This window comes from Nostoc sp. (assembly GCF_036917575.1).
GTDB lineage: Bacteria > Cyanobacteriota > Cyanobacteriia > Cyanobacteriales > Nostocaceae > Nostoc.
Genome location: NZ_JBALDC010000070.1, coordinates 91,471 through 112,985 on the forward strand (window position 1 = coordinate 91,471; position 21,515 = coordinate 112,985).

At 43.1% G+C, this 21,515-nt stretch carries 19 protein-coding genes and 1 pseudogene; 9 read left to right on the forward strand and 11 right to left on the reverse strand.

The window, feature by feature from the left end:
• The first annotated feature begins 441 nt into the window (after nt 1-441).
• The gene (locus V7K79_RS20140; RefSeq protein ID WP_335049754.1) at nt 442-906 is read left to right on the forward strand and encodes a hypothetical protein; all 465 of its coding nucleotides are present in this window, start codon (nt 442-444) and stop codon (nt 904-906) included.
• A gap of 6 nt (nt 907-912) precedes the next feature.
• Nucleotides 913-1,470 (forward strand): glutathione S-transferase family protein, encoded by a 558-nt coding sequence (locus V7K79_RS20145; RefSeq protein WP_335049755.1) that lies wholly within the window; start codon nt 913-915, stop codon nt 1,468-1,470.
• Between the two features lie 49 nt (nt 1,471-1,519).
• Here V7K79_RS20145 and V7K79_RS20150 read toward each other — a convergent pair whose 3' ends face one another.
• The 4 genes from V7K79_RS20150 to V7K79_RS20165 all read right to left on the reverse strand — a co-directional run bounded on the left by V7K79_RS20150 (nt 1,520) and on the right by V7K79_RS20165 (nt 3,829).
• The gene (locus V7K79_RS20150; protein ID WP_012411046.1) at nt 1,520-2,011 is read right to left on the reverse strand and encodes a YajQ family cyclic di-GMP-binding protein; all 492 of its coding nucleotides are present in this window, start codon (nt 2,009-2,011) and stop codon (nt 1,520-1,522) included.
• Nucleotides 2,012-2,110: 99 nt separating this feature from the next.
• A complete protein-coding gene (locus tag V7K79_RS20155) occupies nt 2,111-2,509 on the reverse strand; it encodes an MAPEG family protein (RefSeq protein ID WP_335049756.1) in 399 nt (132 codons plus the stop codon).
• 186 nt (nt 2,510-2,695) lie between these two features.
• Entirely contained in the window at nt 2,696-3,199 is a 504-nt protein-coding gene (locus V7K79_RS20160) for a DNA recombination-mediator protein A (protein ID WP_335049757.1), read from the reverse strand.
• A gap of 99 nt (nt 3,200-3,298) precedes the next feature.
• Nucleotides 3,299-3,829, reverse strand: coding sequence for a PadR family transcriptional regulator (locus V7K79_RS20165; protein ID WP_335049758.1), 531 nt, complete (start codon nt 3,827-3,829; stop codon nt 3,299-3,301).
• A 94-nt stretch (nt 3,830-3,923) separates the two neighbouring features.
• Between V7K79_RS20165 and V7K79_RS20170 the strand changes: the two are divergent.
• Nucleotides 3,924-4,442, forward strand: a pseudogene (locus tag V7K79_RS20170) (DUF4188 domain-containing protein).
• Between the two features lie 41 nt (nt 4,443-4,483).
• On the opposite strand, the gene V7K79_RS20175 reads toward V7K79_RS20170, so the two are convergent.
• The 6 genes from V7K79_RS20175 to V7K79_RS20200 all read right to left on the reverse strand — a co-directional run bounded on the left by V7K79_RS20175 (nt 4,484) and on the right by V7K79_RS20200 (nt 13,106).
• Entirely contained in the window at nt 4,484-5,578 is a 1,095-nt protein-coding gene (locus tag V7K79_RS20175; RefSeq protein ID WP_335049759.1) for a phosphotransacetylase family protein, read from the reverse strand.
• A gap of 545 nt (nt 5,579-6,123) precedes the next feature.
• Nucleotides 6,124-6,501 carry a response regulator transcription factor gene (locus V7K79_RS20180; RefSeq protein WP_334845499.1) on the reverse strand — a complete coding sequence of 126 codons (378 nt, stop codon included), beginning with the start codon at nt 6,499-6,501 and terminating at the stop codon, nt 6,124-6,126.
• A gap of 147 nt (nt 6,502-6,648) precedes the next feature.
• The gene (locus V7K79_RS20185) at nt 6,649-10,017 is read right to left on the reverse strand and encodes a PAS domain S-box protein (RefSeq protein ID WP_335049760.1); all 3,369 of its coding nucleotides are present in this window, start codon (nt 10,015-10,017) and stop codon (nt 6,649-6,651) included.
• A gap of 13 nt (nt 10,018-10,030) precedes the next feature.
• Nucleotides 10,031-12,040, reverse strand: coding sequence for a GAF domain-containing sensor histidine kinase (locus V7K79_RS20190; RefSeq protein ID WP_335049761.1), 2,010 nt, complete (start codon nt 12,038-12,040; stop codon nt 10,031-10,033).
• Entirely contained in the window at nt 12,027-12,176 is a 150-nt protein-coding gene (locus tag V7K79_RS20195; protein WP_335049762.1) for a hypothetical protein, read from the reverse strand. Before V7K79_RS20195 ends, V7K79_RS20190 begins: the two co-directional genes overlap by 14 nt.
• A 429-nt stretch (nt 12,177-12,605) precedes the next feature.
• Nucleotides 12,606-13,106, reverse strand: a complete 501-nt coding sequence (locus V7K79_RS20200) for a fatty acid hydroxylase (RefSeq protein WP_335049763.1) — start codon at nt 13,104-13,106, stop codon at nt 12,606-12,608.
• Nucleotides 13,107-14,413: 1,307 nt separating this feature from the next.
• On the opposite strand from V7K79_RS20200, the gene V7K79_RS20205 reads away from it, so the two are divergent.
• The 4 genes from V7K79_RS20205 (at nt 14,414) to V7K79_RS20220 (ending at nt 20,402) form a co-directional block, all read left to right on the forward strand.
• Complete coding sequence (locus tag V7K79_RS20205; RefSeq protein ID WP_335049764.1) at nt 14,414-16,282, forward strand: vWA domain-containing protein; 1,869 nt, start codon at nt 14,414-14,416, stop codon at nt 16,280-16,282.
• A 251-nt stretch (nt 16,283-16,533) separates the two neighbouring features.
• Nucleotides 16,534-17,577, forward strand: coding sequence for a type I glyceraldehyde-3-phosphate dehydrogenase (gene gap / locus V7K79_RS20210; RefSeq protein ID WP_335049765.1), 1,044 nt, complete (start codon nt 16,534-16,536; stop codon nt 17,575-17,577).
• Between the two features lie 242 nt (nt 17,578-17,819).
• Nucleotides 17,820-19,250, forward strand: coding sequence for a pyruvate kinase (pyk, locus tag V7K79_RS20215; protein ID WP_335049905.1), 1,431 nt, complete (start codon nt 17,820-17,822; stop codon nt 19,248-19,250).
• A 147-nt stretch (nt 19,251-19,397) separates the two neighbouring features.
• On the forward strand, nt 19,398-20,402 hold the full coding sequence (locus tag V7K79_RS20220; protein WP_335049766.1) for a transaldolase: 1,005 nt from the start codon (nt 19,398-19,400) through the stop codon (nt 20,400-20,402).
• A 230-nt stretch (nt 20,403-20,632) separates the two neighbouring features.
• Here V7K79_RS20220 and psbN read toward each other — a convergent pair whose 3' ends face one another.
• Nucleotides 20,633-20,764, reverse strand: a complete 132-nt coding sequence (gene psbN, locus V7K79_RS20225) for a photosystem II reaction center protein PsbN (protein WP_104905474.1) — start codon at nt 20,762-20,764, stop codon at nt 20,633-20,635.
• A gap of 85 nt (nt 20,765-20,849) precedes the next feature.
• Between psbN and psbH the strand changes: the two genes are divergently transcribed.
• Both psbH and V7K79_RS20235 read left to right on the forward strand, forming a co-directional pair.
• The gene (gene psbH, locus V7K79_RS20230; RefSeq protein WP_104905475.1) at nt 20,850-21,053 is read left to right on the forward strand and encodes a photosystem II reaction center phosphoprotein PsbH; all 204 of its coding nucleotides are present in this window, start codon (nt 20,850-20,852) and stop codon (nt 21,051-21,053) included.
• A 141-nt stretch (nt 21,054-21,194) separates the two neighbouring features.
• Nucleotides 21,195-21,467, forward strand: coding sequence for a TatA/E family twin arginine-targeting protein translocase (locus V7K79_RS20235; protein WP_335049767.1), 273 nt, complete (start codon nt 21,195-21,197; stop codon nt 21,465-21,467).
• Nucleotides 21,468-21,515: the final 48 nt, after the last annotated feature.

The following is a 21,515-nucleotide window of genomic DNA, read 5'->3' on the forward strand; positions in this document are numbered from 1 at the left end:
ATATTTGATAAATCAGTCCTGGATTTTGTACTTTACTTACTTGCAATCTGCTGTATATAGCGATTCTCGACACAGTGAGGTGCAATTTTGACTTTTCTCCAAACCTCTTTTTTTTAGGAGAGAGGCTTTGAATTGTTTCTCCTTCCTGCTTTGGAAAGAAGGTTAGGGGGTTAAATCTATTTGCATACTCGTACCTCACCTGATTGAAAATACCTATATGGTTTAGATTATTGACTGGAGTTCAATAGTAAGAGCAGCAAATTGGTAAAATGCCAACAAGCCGTTCGTTAAAGAAGAGATGAGGAAGCAAGGGAGCAAAGGAGCAGGTGAGCAGGGGAGAATAATTAATCTAATCCCCAATCCCTAATCCCCAATCCCCAATCCCCAATCCCCAATGCCCCATTCCCTAAATTCAATTTTTAAGTTTTGAGAAGTTTTCCGATGACAACTGCAATTTCCTATCCCAATGCTCCTGATTTAACAACCGATGATTACATTGTGATTGGCTTGGCAACCTGCTTCGTCAAAGAAGATGGAGAAGTTTATCAAATCGAAGTTATCGAGCCGATTCCTTCTGCGGCTTTAGAAGCGCTTTTAAAGGGCATTCCTACCTCCTATAAGCTAGCTCATGCCACAACTTTGGGATCTGTGCTGGATGGCGATTCACAACTGTTGCCAGATGGCTTCCCAGAGTCGGCTCAGTTTGGAGAGGAATTTGTGCCACGGGCATTTGCAGCAGCTCGTACATACAAGCGTCGTGAATCTGCAAAATCCCTGATTCCATTAGGTACAAACTACACTGAATTTAAGTATTCCACTGAGCGGAAACGGGTGTTAAACGCCGCCAGAGTAGTCACCAAAGAAGATAATATTAAACAGCATTCTCACACTCACAAGGTGCTTTAATTAATAATGCTAAAACTTTACGGTGGCGCTCGTAGTCGAGCGTCAATTGTTCACTGGTATTTAGAAGAATTAGAAATTCCCTACGAATTCGTCAAGCTTGATATGCAGGCGGGTGAACATCTCAAGCCTGAATATTTGGCAATTAACCCATTTGGTAAAGTTCCAGCAATTGTTGATGGGGATTTTCAGCTTTGGGAATCTGGAGCAATTTTGCTGTATCTTACCGATAAGTATAGTAAAATTTCACTTTCATTAGAGGAACGTGCTGTATTTTCTCAATGGGTGTTGTTTGCTAATGCTACCCTTAGTCCAGGGATTTTTGTAGAAGCAAATCGGGAACGGGAAATGCCCCGCTTGTTGACTCCGTTAAATGAAATTTTCGGTAAGCAACCTTTTTTACTTGGCGATCAGTTCACTGTTGCTGATGTGGCAGTGGGGTCTATTTTGAATTACATTCCCATGATGCTGAAACTAGACCTCAGCCCCTATCCAGCAGTATTGAACTATATGAAGCAGTTATCTGAGCGTCCCGCATTTCAAAGAAGTATTGGCGGACTGACTTAAAATAATTCGTAATTCGTAATTGAATTTGTAAGTACGAATTACGAATCTTTTAACGATAATTTGTAAATTGCAAAGCAACTGGGTAGTCTTCTTGTTTTAAGCGCTGCATGACTACTTGTAAGTCATCTTTAGATTTGGCAGAAACCCGTACAGCATCCCCTTGAATTGAGGCTTGTACTTTTTTGAATTCATCCCGAATCAATTTAGAAATTTGTTTGGCGATTTCCTGACTAATGCCTTTTTTTAGTTTGATTTCTTGACGCACGCGATTACCACTGGCTGATTCAACCTTGCCAAAATCAAAGATTTTTTGGGAAAGGTTACGCTTGGCGGCTTTTTCTCGCAAAATGGTGTGTACAGAATCTAAGGTAAACTCGCTGTCAGTACTAACGTTAATGCTTTCTTCGACTAACTCAACAGTAGTTTCAGTGTCTTTAAGGTCATAACGACCTTTGATGTCTCGTATAACCTGATCGACAGCGTTAACCAACTCTTGTCGGTCAAAGTCGCTCACAATATCAAAAGAAAAAGTAGAAGCCATAAAATATTTTGGATTTTAGATTTTGGACTTCGACTTCGCTCAGTCGAACAATTTTGGATTGGGAAAATTCTTTCCTAGTCCCCAGTCCCCATACCCCAGTTAACTAGTAGCTTGGATGATACTCAAGAAAAAGAGAGTGATACAGCTAAAGATGCCAATGGCAAACATCAGCGATCGCAAAAGGGGTATATTCAAAATATAAAAAATCGAGTATAGCAAACGGGCGACCACAAATGCGATCGCAGCCACTTGTGCCTTAGTTGAATTTACACCAGTTACATAAGCCATCAATGCGGCTGCTGCAAACACCATAAACGCTTCAAAGGTGTTCTCATGTGCCCAAGTAGCTCGTTGGGCATAAGGTGGCAATTTATCAAATAGAGCGCGAGGAGTAGAAAACATTTCAGGTCCAAGACGCGTACGGGCATAAGCTACTACCAAAAATGGCACATAAATTAGAAAGGCAGCAGCAGCGATCGAGTACAAAAAAATTATCATTACTTATTAGTTATTGTTTATTAGTCATCAGTCATCGGTCATTAGTCTAATACAAAGAACAAAGCGCAAAGTCTGAGCGGAGGTTTCCGACGCTCGCGGACTCGAAGAGGCTGCGCTATCCGTTGGCGCAGCTTGCCGTAGGCATCGGAACTTTGTAAGAGAAGACGAAAGACAAATGACAAATGACTAATCAAAGTAGAAAAGCGTCACCACTTTTCTTTGTTCTTCGGCATCCTGACAAGTTTGTAACAGAGTGCCACTGTCGTGAAATGCAAAGCAAATTAGTTGCTGGCAACGGGAGACAATCTCCTTGTTGCACAAGTAACTAGCTTCCGCAAGAGACAGATTATCATTACTGGGATTTTCGACTAGATGCATTACCTGTTCTAGTTGCTGGCGCGATTCCAAAGGCTGGCGTTCCAGGCTTTGGGGTAGAATCACTGTCAACAAATTTGCATCAGCCCGCATTGCTCCCTTAATAGCAGCTGAATTTGTACCTGTAGCACCAGAAGTGATGATTCGATTACCCGATAAAACTAGGGCATAAGTCATCATTTCAATAAGATTCTGATGCGTAATCGGGACGTGACGAGAACCCAGCAAGGCAATTCTTTTAGAACCCGTTTGCTGGATTGTCGCTAGTTCTTGCGCTAATGTATCTAGGTTAATAAGGTCTGTTGATTGGCTCAAAGATAAAGAAAATCAGATTAAACGACCCAGATATTCTACCAAACAGCGTGTAGATACGAGGAAAACTTGAGTGAAACATTGCTACTAATTTTCGATTGTTTAGCTCAGTAACTCCATTACTTGCTTACACCAAGCTAGCCAATGTGTTTCGTAACTAATACCATTTAAGAGAGTAAAATACCGAAATTTGCCTGATTCTGACAGTTCTTGTGGATTCTGAAAGTAACGTTGTTCTAAATCCTTATACGTAGACAATCTTTGTTGATGGGCTTTTTGGTGATTTTCTAGCTCTGCCAAGATAATTTGCTTAGGAACAATATGACTAGCAAAAATTTTTACCAGTAAATCATCTTTCATCGGTGTGGGTTCACAAGATTGAGCAATCCACTCTTTAAGGTGCTGTTCTCCTATATCTGTAACACTGTAGAGCCTTTTATCTGGCCGTCCTGCTTGAAGAATCGACTCGAAACTAATCCATCCTTGATCTTTTAGCTTCGCCAACTCCCGATAAATCTGCTGGTGACTTGCTGACCAGAAAAAACCTACAGAGCCATCGAATTTTTTTGCTAAATCATATCCACTACAGGGTGCGTCAACCAGAGCCGCTAATATTGCCTGCGCTAATGCCATAATTTTAAATTCACTACTTGACTTATGCAACTAATTGCATAAGATAATTAATATGCAATTAGTTGCATACTAACTTGAGAACAAGGAGTGGTATATGCCTCAAGTCATACCGGGACGATTTACAGCCGAAATTGATCAACCCTTCGTTGTGTTTCTGATTGGGATGCGAATTAATAAATTATTTGCTTTTTCCAAGTGGATTCCAACTGCAACAGCGATGTCGCCCATGTTACGAAGCCTTTACCAGAATCCCGAAAAAGGGTTTTTAGGTGGAGAAACTTTTGTTTACTAGCGAGGGGTAGGATTGATTCAGTATTGGCGATCGTTCGAGGATTTGGAGCGTTTTGCCAGAAATCCAGCCGATGCACATCTAAAACCTTGGCAAAGGTTTAATCAAAATATTGGTGCTGATGGCAGTGTCGGCATTTGGCACGAAACTTATTTAATAGAACCGGGAAAATATGAGGCAATTTACGGAAATATGCCTGTATTTGGATTAGCTGCTGCAACTAAGCACGTACCAGCTATGGGGCACAAGGAAACAGCACGCCGTCGTCTAGGAGGTGACGGCGAACCAGCTGTACCCTCACCAGATATACAGCCTCCTAACTGATAACTGAGCATTGATGCTCTTAATAGTTTGAGTCGATGAATCTAAGACAATGCCTCTGCCGGAGTTAAATCTAGTTTAGATAACAAGCGGTCAATGTCAAAATGCTGGGACATCAACTGGCGAATATACAGAACCTTAATCGGCTCGTGGACACGGACTTGACCAAAAGTGCGGTCAACAATTTCTACAGTGGTGAGGGTGTCTAAGTCAACAGACAAAATGGGGATTTCTAGTTCTTCAGCGCGACTGAGAATGAACGGTGGGGGTGGTAGTTGTCCGGTGAGAATTAAACATTGGGTAGAAGTTTCCAAAGCCGCTTGCTGAATTTCCACGCGATCGCCTCCTGTCACCACTGCCATATTCTGGCGTTTGCGGAAATATTTCACAGCTGAATTGACATTCATCGCTCCAATTGCCAGACTTTCCACCAACAAATCCATGCGATCATTGCGACAGAGAACATCAGCTTTTAACTGCTTGACTAGTTCGCCAACACTCACACTACGGAGCAAATCGCTATTCGGCAGCATTCCTAGCACCGGAATCTCCTGCTGTTCCAAAAATGGACGCAAGAGAGTGTCAACCGCTTCTAGTTGAGTAACAGGGATATCATTGATGACAACTCCAATCAAGCGATCGCCCAGACGCTGTTTTGCAGCCAATAGCGCCTCAACTGAAAGTAAGGATTTATAGCGGCTTACTAACAGCACGCCAGCATCCAATACTTCAGCCATTTGCAGCAAAGACAAGTCAAACAAATTGCCTTCGGACAAATTACCAGGCCCCTCCAGTAACACTAAATCTCCTTGAGACTTATGCAAATATTGCTGTATTAGGGACTGCTGATAATCGGTTTTGTCTTCCCCTCGCAAGCGCTTTTGCACATTTGGTTCATCCAAAGCCAGCATTGTAGGTACAACGCGGTTTTCCGGCAAATTGAGGCTAAGAGCGATGAACTGGACATCTTCCTCAATTACGGTTCCACTAGACGAATTGAAAGACGTACCGAGTGGTTTACCGTAGCTAATATCCAGACCTTTTTGCTGTAGCTGATGAGACAAACCCAGAACAGTTGCAGATTTACCGCTGTAAGTCTCGGTCGATCCAATCAGCAAATATTTAGGGAATTTTGGCACACATGCACTCCTAATTTCAAAACTCAGAAGAACCCAGCTAGGTGTTTCCTAATTCTAGTTCCTTCTGGCAAAAGCCTCTCACTCTCACAAATTAAGGTTTCCCAGAATTACCTTCTGATTGAACAAGCAGCGGAGCCTCTTATGGGTAGGCTTGACTTAATTTCTTACTTTAGTTGGCACAAGGAAGCCAGATCAAAAGTTGAGAAAGCCAATGTTGTTAACTTTATCTCGCTCGGTGATGGCTTATTCTCCCTGTAATGCCGCTTGCGATCGTCTAATTGCGATCGCCACCTCGACAGAACAAGGAAGTTGCACGGTATTGGCTTTTTAAATTAACTTCATAAAGTTTCGTTTGGTAATTCTGTAGATACTTGTGTTAAACAGTCAGTAAATCTTAAAACAAGCGTTTCAAGATTGTAAAGAAAGATGTGACTAATGGATAGCCTTCTAAAAGAGAGATGAAGAACAGAGGTTTTCCAAATACCGTGAAAAGTCAGATTGTTCTAAGTACTGCGATCGCAGATGAAAAGCCTTCGTAACTTTTCTCAAAAACCCAACACTTGCATTGATTTTTCAAGTACTTCTTTGGGACGAAATGGTTTAGTTAAATATAAGTCTGCACCAACCTCAATTCCTTTTTGTTTATCAAATTCCTGTCCTTTAGCTGTCAAGATGACAATGTAGATGTCAGCCATTTGCAGATCGTTTTTGACAATATGGCAGACTTGCAGACCATTCATTTTCGGCATCATCACATCAAGAAAAACCAGGTTTGGTTTTTCAGTTTTGATAGTTTCGAGAGCTTCTTCTCCATTTCTAGCAGTTAGAAGTTCAACACCCTCATCTTCTAATGCTTCTAAGGCTTGTTCCATCAAAATCAAGATATTAGGTTCATCGTCAACAATTAGAATTTTCTGGGTCATAGGGATTGGGTATTGGGTATTGGGTATTGGGTATTGGGTATTGGGTATTGGGTATTGGGTATTGGGTATTGGGCATTGAAAATTAAGGATTGAGGATTAGAATAATTCCTTCCCAGTCCCCAGTCTCCAATCCCCACTCCCTAGCAATTACTGTTCAGACAGCATAATAAAAAATACATTTTGCAACTCCTTCTCGAACCGTAGAGTTTTTACCAAATCGGCTTCTTGAGAAAAGATAGAATCAATGATAATCATGTCAGGTTTGGCTGACAGGGCTTTATAAATGCATTCTTGCGGATCGGAAGCTTCAATCACGTTGTATCCTTGAGTTTGCAGCACATCTGATAGGGTTTTTAAGGCTGATGCATTTTTATCTACAACCAATACCTTTTTACTAGAAGTGCCTTGGTAAAGCAGTGAGCCAATTTCGTTAAGGAGTTTTTCTGTGTCAATGGGCTTGGTGAGATAGCGATCAATGCCAATATGATAGCCCCGTTCTTTGTTTTCAATAATTGACAGAATAATAATCGGAATATCTGCGGTTTGAGGATCGTTTTTGAGAACGGCTGCCACATCGAAGCCGTTGATTTGGGGCATCATCACGTCCAAGAGGATGAGATCAGGGTGGGATATTTTGATTTGATGAATTGCATCCATGCCGTCCTTTCCTTCGTGAACATTATAGCCTTCGTTTTCCAGTTGTTGACGGAGCAGTTCCCGAATGTTAGCGTCATCATCTACAACCAAAATAGTTTTACGGTTTTGGTTGGGCACAGCATTTTTGGTGATGACGTGTTCTTTAAGTTGTTTGACTAGTGTATCTAAATTCAGATTAGCAGTATTTTTTTGATCGCTGGTGTAGGTGGGAATGATAAACGAGAATATGCTGCCTTTACCTGGTTCACTCTCAACCCAGATTCTACCTGCGTGATGATCGACGATTTGTTTACAGATGGGCAGTCCTAATCCTGTGCCTTTAGGTTTGTCGGTGAGAGTGTCGCCAACTTGGCGGAATTTCTCGAATACTTTCGGCTGGTCTTCAGGCGCGATTCCAATGCCTGTGTCAATGACGCTGAAGCAAACACCGTCGTTTCCTTGTTTGACGCGGCAGGTGACACAACCAGATTCGGTAAACTTAACGGCATTGGAAATCAGGTTGATTAAAACTTGCAGCAAACGGTTGCGATCGCCTACTATTTGAGGCAGTCCAGGTTCAATCTCGCACACCAATTGCAAGCCATTGGTTTCAAATAACCCGGCAGTAGAATTGCTTGCCCAATCCAATAATTCGCTGGGATCAATCGGCTGCATCTGCCATTCCACTTTACCTGCTTCCATCTTAGCGATGTCCAGGACATCGTTAATCAAAGACGTGAGCCGTTCTGCTTCCGAGACAATAATGTTGAGATTGTTAGCCACCCGCTTAATCGTTTTTTGAAGCTTGCGGTCTTCGGTAGAAATCATTGGGAACACATCGGTTTGCAGCTTTTCTTGAATGATGGACGCAAAACCGAGGACAGAAGTCAGTGGCGTCCGCAGTTCATGAGAAACTGTTGAGATGAAATCGGTCTTCATCTGGTCGATTTCCTTTTCTGCCGTCACATCTCGAATCAACAGTGCTGAACTGAAGCAGGCAGAGGGTTCTGAGTCTGCTGTCTTTTTGAAAATGGCGGTTGCCACTGCTTGACCAATGCGTTCTTTGGTCAGTGCAACTTCCGCAGAGAAAACCTCTTGGGGATGGGACTGAGTTCGTGCAACCAAGTCTGCTAAACCAGATATCGGCAATTCTCGGTAGTGACCATTGAGAGCGGTAGCTGTCAATCCATACATGGCTAAAAAGGCAGGATTGAAGTGGGTAATTTGTCCTGCGGTGTCTGCTACTAACAAACCATCTGCTAAGTTATCTAAAATGGCATTTAATCCCTGTGCTTCTGCTAGGGTATTTTGCATAGCAGCCGTCCGCTCCGCAATTCTGGCTTCCAGTTCTTGATTGAGTTGCCGCAGAGCGATTTCTGCTTGTTTGCGGCCAGTGATGTCAGTATTAATTTCCAGCACCGCGCAGGGCTGGCCAGAGATGTCCCGTTGCAACGTCCATCGGCTTTGCACGGTAATCAGTTTGCCCTCATGAGTCTGGTGTTGCACTTCTCCTTCCCAATTGCCTTGCTGTAATAAGTCTGCTACGATCTCTTGTTTTGGTTTTGGAAAAGTTTTTTTAATAAATGCGTGAATGTATTGGCCTTTTACTTCCTCACGTGTCCAACCGTAGAGAGTTTCGGCACCGTGATTCCAGTACAAGATTTTCTCGCTCATATCGCGGACGATGATCGCATCGCTGGAATGATTCAACATATCCAATAAACGTTGATTTTCAGCTTCTGCCTGCTTGCGATCGTGAATATCAGTACAAGTGCCAATCCATTCCCGAATGCTGCCGTCTTCTTCCAGGACGGGGGTACCACAAACAGAGAAGTAGCGGTATGTACCATCCTTGCCACGCAGCCGATATTCGGTTTGGTAGATACTTCGGTTCGCCATAGCAGCATTCCAAACTTCTGTGGAGCCGGCACGGTCATCGGGGTGAATTGGATCAATCCAGCCCAAACCCTCCACCTCAGCTTCGCTCTGCCCCGTATAGGCTATCCAGGTGAGCATTTCACTGCTTACTGCCATTCCTTTTGCGGTACCTCCCCAGACAATTTGTGAAGTAGCAGTTACTAACGAGCGATATCGTTCTTTAAGACGCTGATTTTCGGCTTCTGCCTGCTTGCGATCGTGAATATCGGTGCAGGTACCAATCCACTCTTGAACGCTACCATCATCTTCGATCACAGGGGCACCCCAGACCCAAAAGTAGCGATAGTTGCCATCCTTACCTCTAATTCGGTATTCAACTTGATACATACTCAGGTTTGCTACAGCAACACCCCAGGCTTCTCCAGTGTAGGGGCGATCGTCGGGATGTACAGCATCAATCCAGCCCCCATTTTCAGCTTCAGCTAAACTTTGACCTGTGTAGGCGATCCAGTCTGTCAATTCAAAGCAAATTCCTTCTGGTGTGCTGACCCAGATAATTTGCGTGTTAGTTTTGACCAGAGAGCGGTATCGTGCTTCGCTCTTTTTCAAGATTTTTTCGGAGTGTTGACGTTCCTGCTGGACACGCCTGAGGTCGCTAATATCTTCTACACTTGACCAGATTAGGCGCTCTCCATCTTTGTCAATCATGAGTCCGGAAACCCTAACCGGAACGAGATGCCCGTCTTTATGGATGAACTCTTTCTCATCGGGTCCGTAGCGACCAGTCCGTTCTAGGTTCTCTAACAGGGCTTGTTTGGCGGCATAATTTTCTGGAGTAATTTGCCAGTAGCTGAGATTTAGGGTTTCTGAAACAGTACGCCCTAAAATAGCAGCATAGGCGGGGTTGATGTTAATTAGTGTCCCATCTGTTCGGCATAGTACTAGCCCAACAGGACATTGTTCAAATAGCTGAGTGTTGTATTCATCAAGTTGCTTAAACATGGTTAAGGTTTCTTTAGTGGCGTATTTGGGTAGAATTAAAACAACAGAACCAAGACAACAAAGTGGCGTAAAGCTTTAAGGAAATTGGCTGGCGTTGAAACATCTGGTAAATTTGATCGGGTGATGCTATTTCCACATCTGGATTGTGCTGTGAAAGTCGCTCAATCAGTTGAGTATGGCGGATCAGCAGCTCCGTTGGTTTAAGTATTGGAACTGTTGATGAAATGAAGCCGTCGGTATCAGGAGTAGGAGATAATTCTGTTGTGGGAGTTGGCAAGGCAGAGGTGCTATTTTGTTCTTCAGCAGCATTTGTCAATGCACAATTTACTGGGATCTGAATCCAAAATTCTGTCCCTTCACTTGGTTGAGAACGACACTTAAGCATTCCCCCATGTTTGTCTACAATAATTTGGTAGCTGATTGCCATGCCTAACCCCGTTCCCTTGCCAACATCTTTGGTGGTGAAGAAGGGATCGTAAATGCGGCGAATTACCTCCTCCTTCATGCCTGGACCGTTGTCAGCAATGCGAATTACAACCCACTGTTGGTCTAAGACTTTGGTACGAATAGTGATTTGGGCATTGGGGGTTGGGGAAGGTGGGGCCCCCTCTGGGGATAAGGGGTAATGAGAATTATTTTTGACTCCCCAATTTTCCATACTTTCTTCCAAAGCATCAATGGCATTTGCCAGGATGTTCATAAACACCTGATTCAACTGTCCGGGATAGCATTCAATCAGGGGAAGTTTTGCATAGTCTTTAACGATTTCAATTGCCGGACGATGAGCATCTGCTTTCAGGCGATGATGAAGAATCATTAGCGTTCCATCGATGCCATCGTGGATGTTCACGGTTTTCATTTCAGCTTCATCATGGCGGGAGAAGTTTTTTAGGGATTGGACAATTTCGACGATGCGACCTGTGCCCAGTTTCATCGAATCTAGCAGTTTGGGGAAATCCTGCATGATAAATTCTAGGTCTATATTGTCTAACTCTGATTCCAGTTCTGGAGGAGCAACAGGTAGGAATTTCTGATACTTTTCCAACAGATGTAACAAGTCTTGGGCGTATTCGGCAACATACTTTAAATTGCCGCAAATAAAGTTAACCGGGTTGTTGATTTCATGGGCAACTCCGGCAATGAGTTGCCCTAAACTTGACATTTTTTCGCTTTGGATTAATTGAGTTTGGGCCAATTGCAACTCATGGAGAGCTTGCTGAAGCCTTTGTGTCTGAGCTTTCGCCTGGACGGCTGCTTGAGTGCTTTGCTCGTAAAGCTGTGCTTTTTCAATAGCGATCGCAGTTTGAGAGGCAAAGATACTCACAAGTTTCAAGTGTTCAGCCTTGTATGAGTCAGTTTTGGTCGTTCCAATAGCGATCGCTCCCAGTACCCGCTCTTTAGCTCGCAACGGTACACAAATCATGGCATTAACGTTTTTTTGCCCCTCTAAACGCGGATCGGCTTGCACATCATTGACGAGTTCTGCTCGGTTGAATTGCACAATGTTGCCAATAATTCCCTTACCTGGTTCCGGCTGACTGCGATCAAAAAACACTCCAAATTCAGCAATGATTTCAAACGTGGTTGCATCTGAACTCAAAAGCAGAATCATCCCCGCAGATGATTCAATTAATTGACTCAATTCTTGAAGCACAAGTTGGGCAATCTGTCGCGTATCTAAACTTGTTGTCAGTTGAGTCGAGATATCGTCAAACAAATCAATTTCCTGATATCGCTCCAGCAATTCTTTAGCAAGTACTTTCTTCTCAGCTTCCTGCTTTGCCAGAAATGAGAGCAAATTTGCAAGTATAGTTGCCTGTTCTTCTCCAACAACCCAACCGATGATTTCTCCTGAAACCTCGATTGGATAACGGTTTTCTACAGTTTGCTTCCCAATGCTAATCAGTTTTGTGCCGTCTACCAGTTCAACATCAATCGCGATGTTGAACTGGTAGACTAAGTTATGAAGCAGAGATGGCAACTCTTTTTTGTTAAGCATCTTTCTGAGGCTAACTGCGGGCATGAAACACCTCATCTAGAGTAGGTTGCAAATTTCTCACAATCAGTGTTGGTTCGTTGGAGTAGTGTGTCAAAGAGAAACCTACACTGTATTTCAACCTCCTGCTACCTTCGCCGTAGCTATCTGTACTCCTTTGCATAAGCAAGCTAGGCCTAGCATCTCCCGAAAACAGAGGAATTGTCATAAAAACCTAGGGATATAATAGTTTACTAATTAAAACTAGTTTTCCCAAAAACCTTAGCGATATAACAGCGAAGTCGGGCCGTAGCTAATACCTTTAAACTCTTTACCAGAGACATTCTTCCGTTCTTATAACTTGCTTACTGTTTGAGAAGTTATAAAAAATCTATAAGTAAAAAATTATTAATTAGAGCAAAGCATAGGTTTAAGTCTATGGTAAGCTAATATCTTTTGTTGCTACTCCTCATATAATTAAGAATTAGCTTTTGAGTATACAAGTGAACGCATTTATAAGAGTAGAATAATCGACTTGAAGATACCAAAAGCAGCTGCGATCGCAGCTGCTTTTGGTAATTTTAAAAAGTATTTAGGTAAGCGCTAATTTTAGTTATATCCGAGAGTCACGAAAACGAAGTCTGAGTAATCGCAGCCAGCGCAACCACATTTGTGCAGGTTGTTCAAAGAAGGTGAAAATATCGCCGAAACCTAAATTAGTTTTGTAATGATGTAACCAGTGTCTCTCAGGAGTGGTAATAAATAGAATTTGACATAAGATATTTACAGGCTTTGGAGTTTGCCAACCAAGTACACTTATATGTCTCCACCATACATGAAACTGACCAAGCAGTAATCCAGAGATAACGCCAATGGGAGAGAAAGACCATAAAACTACTGCTATAACTATATAAGGTAAAGCTCCTAAAATACCATCTAAAAGAACCTGGGAATTAAGAGTCAAAATAGCATAGTGGCGGAAGTCCTTTTTCCAGGAGTGGTGCGTTTTTAAATGAAGGCTACCAAAAACGTGCTCAGGTACATGGTAAAAGAATGTAGATAAAAAATCGCCAAAAAACAGTAATAACCAAGCAACAGCGATAGCCTCAAGCATTTGTACTCCTCAAGAATAGTTAAAAAAACACCACAGAAAATATGTAAATGTCATGCTGTGGCGTAGACACTTAGTACCGCAAGGCAGAATTCAAAATTCAAAATTCAAAATTAATACAGCGCAAGCGTTTCATTGATTTTGAATGGGTGGTTTATGTACGCCGAACTGTATTAGTTTTCCGTTATTCAAGCAGCATCTGTGCATCTCATGTGTCTACGCTCCGGTTAATTTGGTTCAGAGTATATGTAATTGGGTTAGTTGCAGTTTTATGAATCTCCAATACTTAATGCAGCAAACAGCAACTCGTAAGAACCTCCAATTTGACTTTTATCTCTGGATTAATAGTAACAATACGTCTTAAACCCGATTGGCATACAGTATTTTAAGATAGTTACTACACAATTTTCTTACTAAGACATACAGTGTAAGCAAAGGTTGAGTTAAAGTTAGTACAAATTTAGGTTAAGGCTTACTGCAATATTGTTAATTATAAATTTATTACAATTAAGCTTTATTTAGGAATTTGATGAGAATGATATAAATAGATATATAGCAACACTCATGGAGTTATTGAAGTGAATAAAGTAAGTTTATAGTTTAATTAAAAAGCTGTAAAAGTTGAAGCATTTAAAATTAACTAAATGCTATAAACTCTTTTGGTCAATTTAAGTAAAAATGTAGTTTTGAACCTGCACCTTCAATGATGAATAAACATTGAAAAGACAGGCAAATTTTTATAATTTATCTTTATTTGCCAAGTGCATTTGAATCCGCTTACTCTAGACCATTCGCTCACTCTTGTTGTAGACACTCGCGATTTTTTCTATGTCACCATTGTCCTGTAGTTACTGCTGCACATAGCTTGTAATGCACAGCGAATGCACCTGGGGAAAGTGCTTCAACTGCAAAAACTTTAGTCCAACTCATTAGGTTCTCCTTTTTGAATATATCTGCTTTTAGTTTCCCGCAATTGTGACGAGAAAGAAAAACGTACAGAGTAAGTAAATTTATTTATGGGCTTGGTAAATTTTTGACTTTTGAATGCGTGACTTTTGACTTTTTCGTACCCCTGCTACGCGCAGCGTCTGTAGGGAAGAAGTTGACCAGTGTGTGCGATCGCCTTTGAGTACCGGATGTCTATGACGAGTTTTGTCTAAGCTAGCTAAAAATTTTAACTATAAAATATTACATTAAATATAATGTTTTTTACTGAAAAAAATATTTTTGGGTAAACTAAATAAAGCACTTACTGTCTGTGCATCACAAGACTTGTAGCTGATAGTAAACAATGATGAAGGATATAAAAAATGATTAAGACAAGTTACGAATTTGACCAGTCTATCCTCGCCGCAGGATCTACATTAAAGACTAATATTCTGCTACGTTTTGGTGCTGACATAGCTAAATCTCCTCGACGTAACCTTAACCTTTCGCTTGTAATTGATCGTTCCGGCTCTATGGCAGGCGCTCCCTTGCATCACGCACTCAAAGCTGCTGAGTCTGTGGTAGAGCAACTTGAGCCAGATGACATTCTCTCAGTAGTTGTTTACGACGATGAAGTGGATAGTGTTATACCACCACAGTCTGTGACTAACAAAGCCGCACTCAAAAATTCCATCCGCAAGGTGAGAGCAGGCGGTATTACCAACTTATCAGGGGGATGGCTCAAAGGCTGCGAACACGTGAAAACGCGACTCGATCCCCAAAAAATCAACCGTGTTCTCCTGCTTACTGATGGTCACGCCAATATGGGCATTCAAGACCCTAAAATACTGACGGCGACATCGGGACAAAAAGCTGAAGAAGGCATTATCACAACTACGTTAGGCTTTGCTCAGGGTTTCAATGAAGACTTGCTGATTGGTATGGCAAGAGCCGCTACGGGCAACTTTTACTTTATTCAGAGCATCGACGAAGCAACCGAAGTGTTTAGTATTGAGCTAGACAGTCTCCGAGCAGTAGTGGGACAGAACCTCAAGGTAACACTGGAATTGGCTGATGGTGTCAGCCTGGTTGATACCTTAAGTCTGGCTAAAGTTAGCCAGAATGACGCCAGTCAAGCTGTCATTACCTTGGGAGAGCTTTACGAGGGCGAAGACAAACTTCTCGGTTTGAGTCTGGGGATAGCAAGCGCTCAAGTTGGTGAGTTACCTGTGATGAAACTGCATTACAGCGCTGATGTTGTGCAAAATGACCGCATTCAAAGCGTGTCAGGTACTATAGATATCGTCGCCAAAGTTGGCACTGTTGAGGAAGCAGCTTTTGCTGCTACAAGCCATATCATTTTAGAACTGAGTCGCCTTACCATTGCTAAGGCTAAAGAGACTGGCCTTAATCTCGCTGAACATGGCAAGCATCAGGAAGCTGAACAAACCCTGCGATCGCTTGTAAAAGATTTGCGGGATAAAGGGTTAAACGAGAATTTTGAAATTGCTGAAGAAATCGATCAGCTTGAATATTTCGCCAGTCGGATCGCTCAAAAAGCTTTAGGCAATGCCGGACGGAAAGAGATGCGAGATCAGACTTACCAGACGATGACGCGCAATCGCAGCGATTTGGTGGGCCGCGGTGTCACTACTGGCGATGAAGTGTACGCCATGCCAATTGTGAATGAAGTCGGTTCCGGTGTTGAATTGCACTGCGTTCGTGAAGGGGGTAAACTGCGGGTTAAAGTCATGTCCGAAGGCTACGATTTAACCAAAAACATTCAGTTTCCCCGCGCCATTCGTGCCGAGGGGGCACGTTATGTTGTTGAAGGACTGGAACTTTCAAGCGATGGCTTCGCCAACGCCAAGGGCGAACGCACTTTCTATCGGGTACGTGGTAATATCACCCGTTTTGCTCAACCCGGTGAAACAGATATCTTTGTTGCCTCTAGACAATCGCATCCAGCTAACACAGGTAAAGCTTCTAAAGGCCCTGCCAGTGCTGCCGATCTTCCCACAACTGACAGTGTGGGGGACAGTATTTTAATTCAGTGTGTCAAAGATGGCAGCAAGCTGCGCGCTAGAGTGGTTTCCGACGGATATGAACCGGATTGGAATATGCGTTTTCCGCGATCGGTTCGCGAGGAGGGAATGCTTTACGTGGTTGATGAAGTCAAAACCTCACCAGATGGCAAATCTTATATTGCCTGTGGTGACATTAAGCGATTTGTCCAGCCTACTACTAATTGAGTTGAATTGGGGACTGGGGAAGAAGCAGGGGAGACAAGGGGACAAGGGGAGAATAATAGATGCCCAATCCCCAATCCCCAATCCCCAATCCCCAATCCCCAATCCCCAATCCTCCAATCCTTAAAATATGCCAAGTAAATATGCCTTAGCTGACTGAGACTGTCAGGATCAAAGAGTAAAGAGTAAAAGGCAATCTATTTTGACTTTTAACTTTCTCCTTTTGTTCAACTTCCACAACGGGAGGTTTAATCTTGACTAAATTGAAAGTTGGTATCAATGGCTTCGGTCGAATCGGGCGACTTGTACTTCGCGCTGGCATCGATAATCCCAATATTGAGTTTGTGGGCATTAACGATCTAGTACCACCAGATAACCTCGCTTACCTATTAAAGTACGACTCAACCCACGGTCAATTAAAGCACAAGGTTGAAGCCAAGGAAGACGGTATCCTGATTGACGGACATTTCATTCCTTGTGTGTCGGTGAGGAATCCAGCAGAGTTACCTTGGGGAAAATTAGGTGCAGATTATGTCGTGGAAGCTACCGGACTATTCACTGACTACGAAGGAGCCGCAAACCACCTAAAGGCAGGTGCAAAGCGAGTGGTAATTTCTGCCCCCACCAAAGATCCAGATAGAGTTACTACCCTGTTAATGGGTGTCAATCATCACCTATTTAACCCTGGCAAGGATATCATTGTCTCCAATGCTAGCTGCACTACAAACTGTCTAGCTCCCATAGCTAAGGTGATTAATGATAATTTTGGGGTGACTGAAGGGTTAATGACCACAGTCCATGCTATGACTGCTACTCAGCCAACTGTAGACGGCCCCAGCAAGAAAGACTGGCGGGGTGGTCGAGGTGCATCCCAAAATATTATTCCCTCCTCAACAGGCGCAGCGAAAGCCGTAGCACTGGTTTTGCCAGAATTGAAGGGCAGGTTAACTGGGATGGCATTACGAGTTCCGACTCCCGATGTCTCTGTAGTTGATTTAACTTTCAAAACAGCCAAAGCCACCAGTTATCAGGAAATCTGTGCTGCGATGAAGGAGGCCGCCGCAGGTTCACTAAAGGGTATCTTGGGCTACACAGATGAAGAAGTAGTTTCTACAGATTTTCAAGGTGATACTCATTCCAGCATCTTCGACGCAGGTGCTGGGATTGAGTTGAATTCCAACTTCTTCAAGGTAATTGCCTGGTATGACAACGAGTGGGGCTACTCAAATCGCGTGATAGACCTGATGTTATCTATGTCACAGAAGGAAAAACTCGCACCGACAGCAGCTGTGGTTTGATTAGTCATTAGTCATTAGTCATTAGTCATTAGCTTTTGACTGCTGACTCTTGACTAGGGACTTTTGGGATGTGGGTGAAATGGTAAATACTCCGAAAATAAAACGGAATCTAGTATTTTTATTTAGCAAACCAGTGATATGAAGCACGTGTGAATTTGGATGTTTTGTGCGATGTCTACGACGGGCTACGCCTACGCTCGAAGCATCCAAATTTGCAGTTTACTCCTCAACCCCCAATCCCTATGCGTCGAACCAAAATTATTTGTACTGTTGGACCTGCTACATCTGCACCTGAAAGGCTGCAAGGCTTGGTAGAAGCTGGAATGAACGTGGCACGGCTGAATTTCTCTCATGGAGCTTATGAATTCCACGCCCAAACTGCTCACTATCTCAGGCAGATTAGTACTGAGCAGCAAAAGCCGATCGCAATTATGCAAGACCTGTGTGGCCCCAAAATTCGCTTGGGAACTTTACCACCGGAAGGCTTAAATTTAGAAGCTGGTACTGAAGTTACCTTTGTTTTGCAAGAAAAGGGTGACAGTATTAACGAACTACCCCTACCATTGCCAACTTTGTTCGCAATGGTGCGACCAGGCGAACCGATTTTGATTAATGATGGTCGCGTCAAATTGATAGTTACCGATCGCGATGCCGATCGCATTCGGGCACAAGTGAAAAATGGTGGCTTAGTTTCTACCCATAAGGGAGTAAACCTGCCCCAAACTCCTTTACCTGTAAGTTCGATCACCGAAAAAGACTTACTGGATCTGCGTTTTGGGATTCAGTTGGGTGTAGATTGGGTAGCGGTATCCTTCGTGCGATCGCCACAAGACTTAGAACCCGCCAAGCGAATGATTGAAGCTGCTGGCGCTTCGATCCGCTTAATTGCCAAAATCGAAAGAGCAGAGGCAGTAGAAAACTTTGACTCCATTCTGAAAGTTGCCGACGCGATTATGATTGCCCGTGGCGATTTAGGGGTGGAAGTGCCAATTCACGAAGTACCTTTAATTCAAAAAGATATTATTCGCCGTTGCAATCGTGCTGGCAAGCCGGTAATTACAGCCACCCAAATGCTAGAGTCGATGATTAGCGCCCCCGATCCCACTCGCGCCGAAGCAACCGATGTTGCTAACTCTATTTTGGATGGAACAGACGCGGTAATGCTTTCTGGTGAAACAGCTGTCGGACAATATCCCATCGCCGCCGTCCAGATGATGCACAACATCGCCGTGCGGACAGAACAGGCTTTAGATGAGGGTAGCAAACATGCCTGGTGTCATGAAGCAGGCAGTCTTAGTGTTACCGAATCTGTGGCAGAATCCGTCTGTCGCATCGCCTATGAAACAGGCTCACGGGCAATTCTCTGTAACACTACATCAGGAAGTACGGCGAGAATGGTGTCTAAATATCGGCCGACTTCTCCGATTATTGCCCTGACCTCCGACATCACCGCTTACCGCCAGCTAGCACTTTCTTGGGGAGTGGAACCTTTGCTAATTCCACCAGTCCACAATGCCGAAGAGATGTTTACCAATGTGGTGAACACAGTTGTAGACATTGGTCTAGCAAATAAGGGCGATAAGGTGGTAATTACCTCTGGTGTTCCAATTGGTAAATCAGGAACAACTAGTTTAATCAAAGTGCATTCCATTGGACAGCCAATTTCGGCATAACCCACCTAGAATAGGGCTGTGGCTGTGAATAGTAAGCATTGGGCAATGATTCCGAAAAATTGCCAAAATCAGAATTGAAGGAATAATCTAGAGTTTAAACAACTGGGGAATTAAGTAAATCCTGTAACATTCATCACGGAGTATTTTATGTCCAAGAGTTTACTGGAACAATTGCGGAAAATGACTGTAGTGGTTGCGGATACGGGAGATATCCAGGCAATTGAAAAGTTCAAACCCCAAGATGCCACCACCAATCCTTCTCTGATTACTGCTGCGGCGCAAATGCCAGAATATCAGGAAGTTGTCGATCAAACTTTACTCCAGGCAAAGAAAGATGCTGGAGCTAAAGCTACCCAAACACAGATAGTTTCTTTAGCTTTTGACCGTCTAGCAGTTGCCTTTGGATTAAAGATTTTACAAATCATTCCCGGTCGCGTATCTACAGAAGTGGATGCTCGCTTGTCTTACGATACCGAAGCTACCATTACCAAAGCACGGGAATTAATTGCCCAGTATAAAGCTGCCGGGATTGGCCGCGATCGCGTTTTAATTAAAATTGCCAGCACCTGGGAAGGCATTCGCGCAGCAGAAATTCTGCAAAAAGAAGGTATTCACTGTAACCTTACCTTGTTATTTGGTATTCACCAAGCGATCGCCTGTGCAGATGCTGGTGTTACCCTAATTTCTCCTTTCGTTGGTCGGATTCTCGACTGGCATAAAAAAGATACCGGACGCGATAGCTACCCAGCAGCCGAAGATCCAGGTGTTTTGTCTGTCACCAAAATCTACAACTACTACAAGAAATTTGGCTATAAAACCGAAGTTATGGGAGCTAGTTTCCGTAACCTTGGTGAAATTACTGAACTTGCAGGTAGTGATTTGCTGACCATTTCACCGTCGCTTTTGGCTGAATTGCAAGCAACCATTGGAGAACTGCCACGCAAACTTGACCCTGCGAAGGTAGCAAACTTGTCAATCGAAAAGATATCCATTGACAAAGCCAGCTATGACAAGATGCACGCTGCTGACCGCATGGCAACTGACAAACTAGACGAAGGTATTAAAGGTTTCACCAAGGCGCTAGAAGACCTTGAGAAACTTTTGGCAGACCGACTCGTTCGCTTGGAAGGAGAGGTAGTGGCAACCCATTAGGGACTTTCGATTAAAAAACATCCAAAGTAGTGTGCGTTACGGCTTGAGCCGTAACGCACTTCAAATATCATGTCTGGGTAATTAGTTATGATTGCCATAATCATTTCACCCCACACGCCAGTTGCTCATAGAGGCAACCCCGACAAGCAACAGCAATGCTTGTCTACGTAGGCCTAGCCCATCGTAGATATCGCACCAAAAATTTACGCTGCGGACATGATATGACTTTTTTAATCTTCGTGGTCATCGAACGGATCGTTCAATTCCTTGCTAGGAGGGCCAAAGGAGGTATAAATCGAGACTCCAGTGATGGCAATTACCACGGCAGCCATAGAAATGCTAAGAACTATTGCGGGTTCCATAATTGAGAGATAGATGATGAGTGCTATTCTTATAGAATATTACAGAAGATTAAAAAAAGCTTTGGCAAGTAATCTTAGGTGAACTATGGCACAAAGGACTAGGTTGGGAGATATCCTGAAACCACTGAACTCTGAGTATGGGAAAGTGGCTCCAGGTTGGGGTACTACCCCTGTAATGGCTGTTTTTATAGCGCTATTTTTTGTTTTTCTGCTGATTATTCTGCAACTTTACAATAAATCACTGTTGGTTCAGGATGTATTTGTCGATTGGCGCAGTTTAGGACGCTAATACATACACAGCGAGCGAGTTTGGATAACAAGTTAAGTTACACCCGGTTTTTCCGGGTTTTTTTGTGAGTTGCGATTTCCTACTAGACTAACTATATATGTGAGTTTCTGTAGTAGTTTTATAGTTTACAGGAGACAAAAAATGAATATATTTGGTATCGGTCTGCCGGAAATGGCTGTAATTATGGTAGTGGCGCTATTAATCTTTGGCCCAAAGAAGCTGCCAGAAATTGGTCGGAGTGTGGGCAAAACAATTCGTAGTTTCCAAGAAGCTTCTAAGGAGTTTCAAAACGAGTTTCAAAAAGAAGCAGAACAGTTAGAAGAAGTTGTAAAGACTACTGCTGAATTGGAACCTAAGCAAATCCACGCTGCTAAATCTGAGCAGGATACCGCTAGTTCTTCCCAACCTAGCTAGTAGTCTGTCAAATTCGTAGTAAGGACTTTAGTTTTTATTTTCTAAACA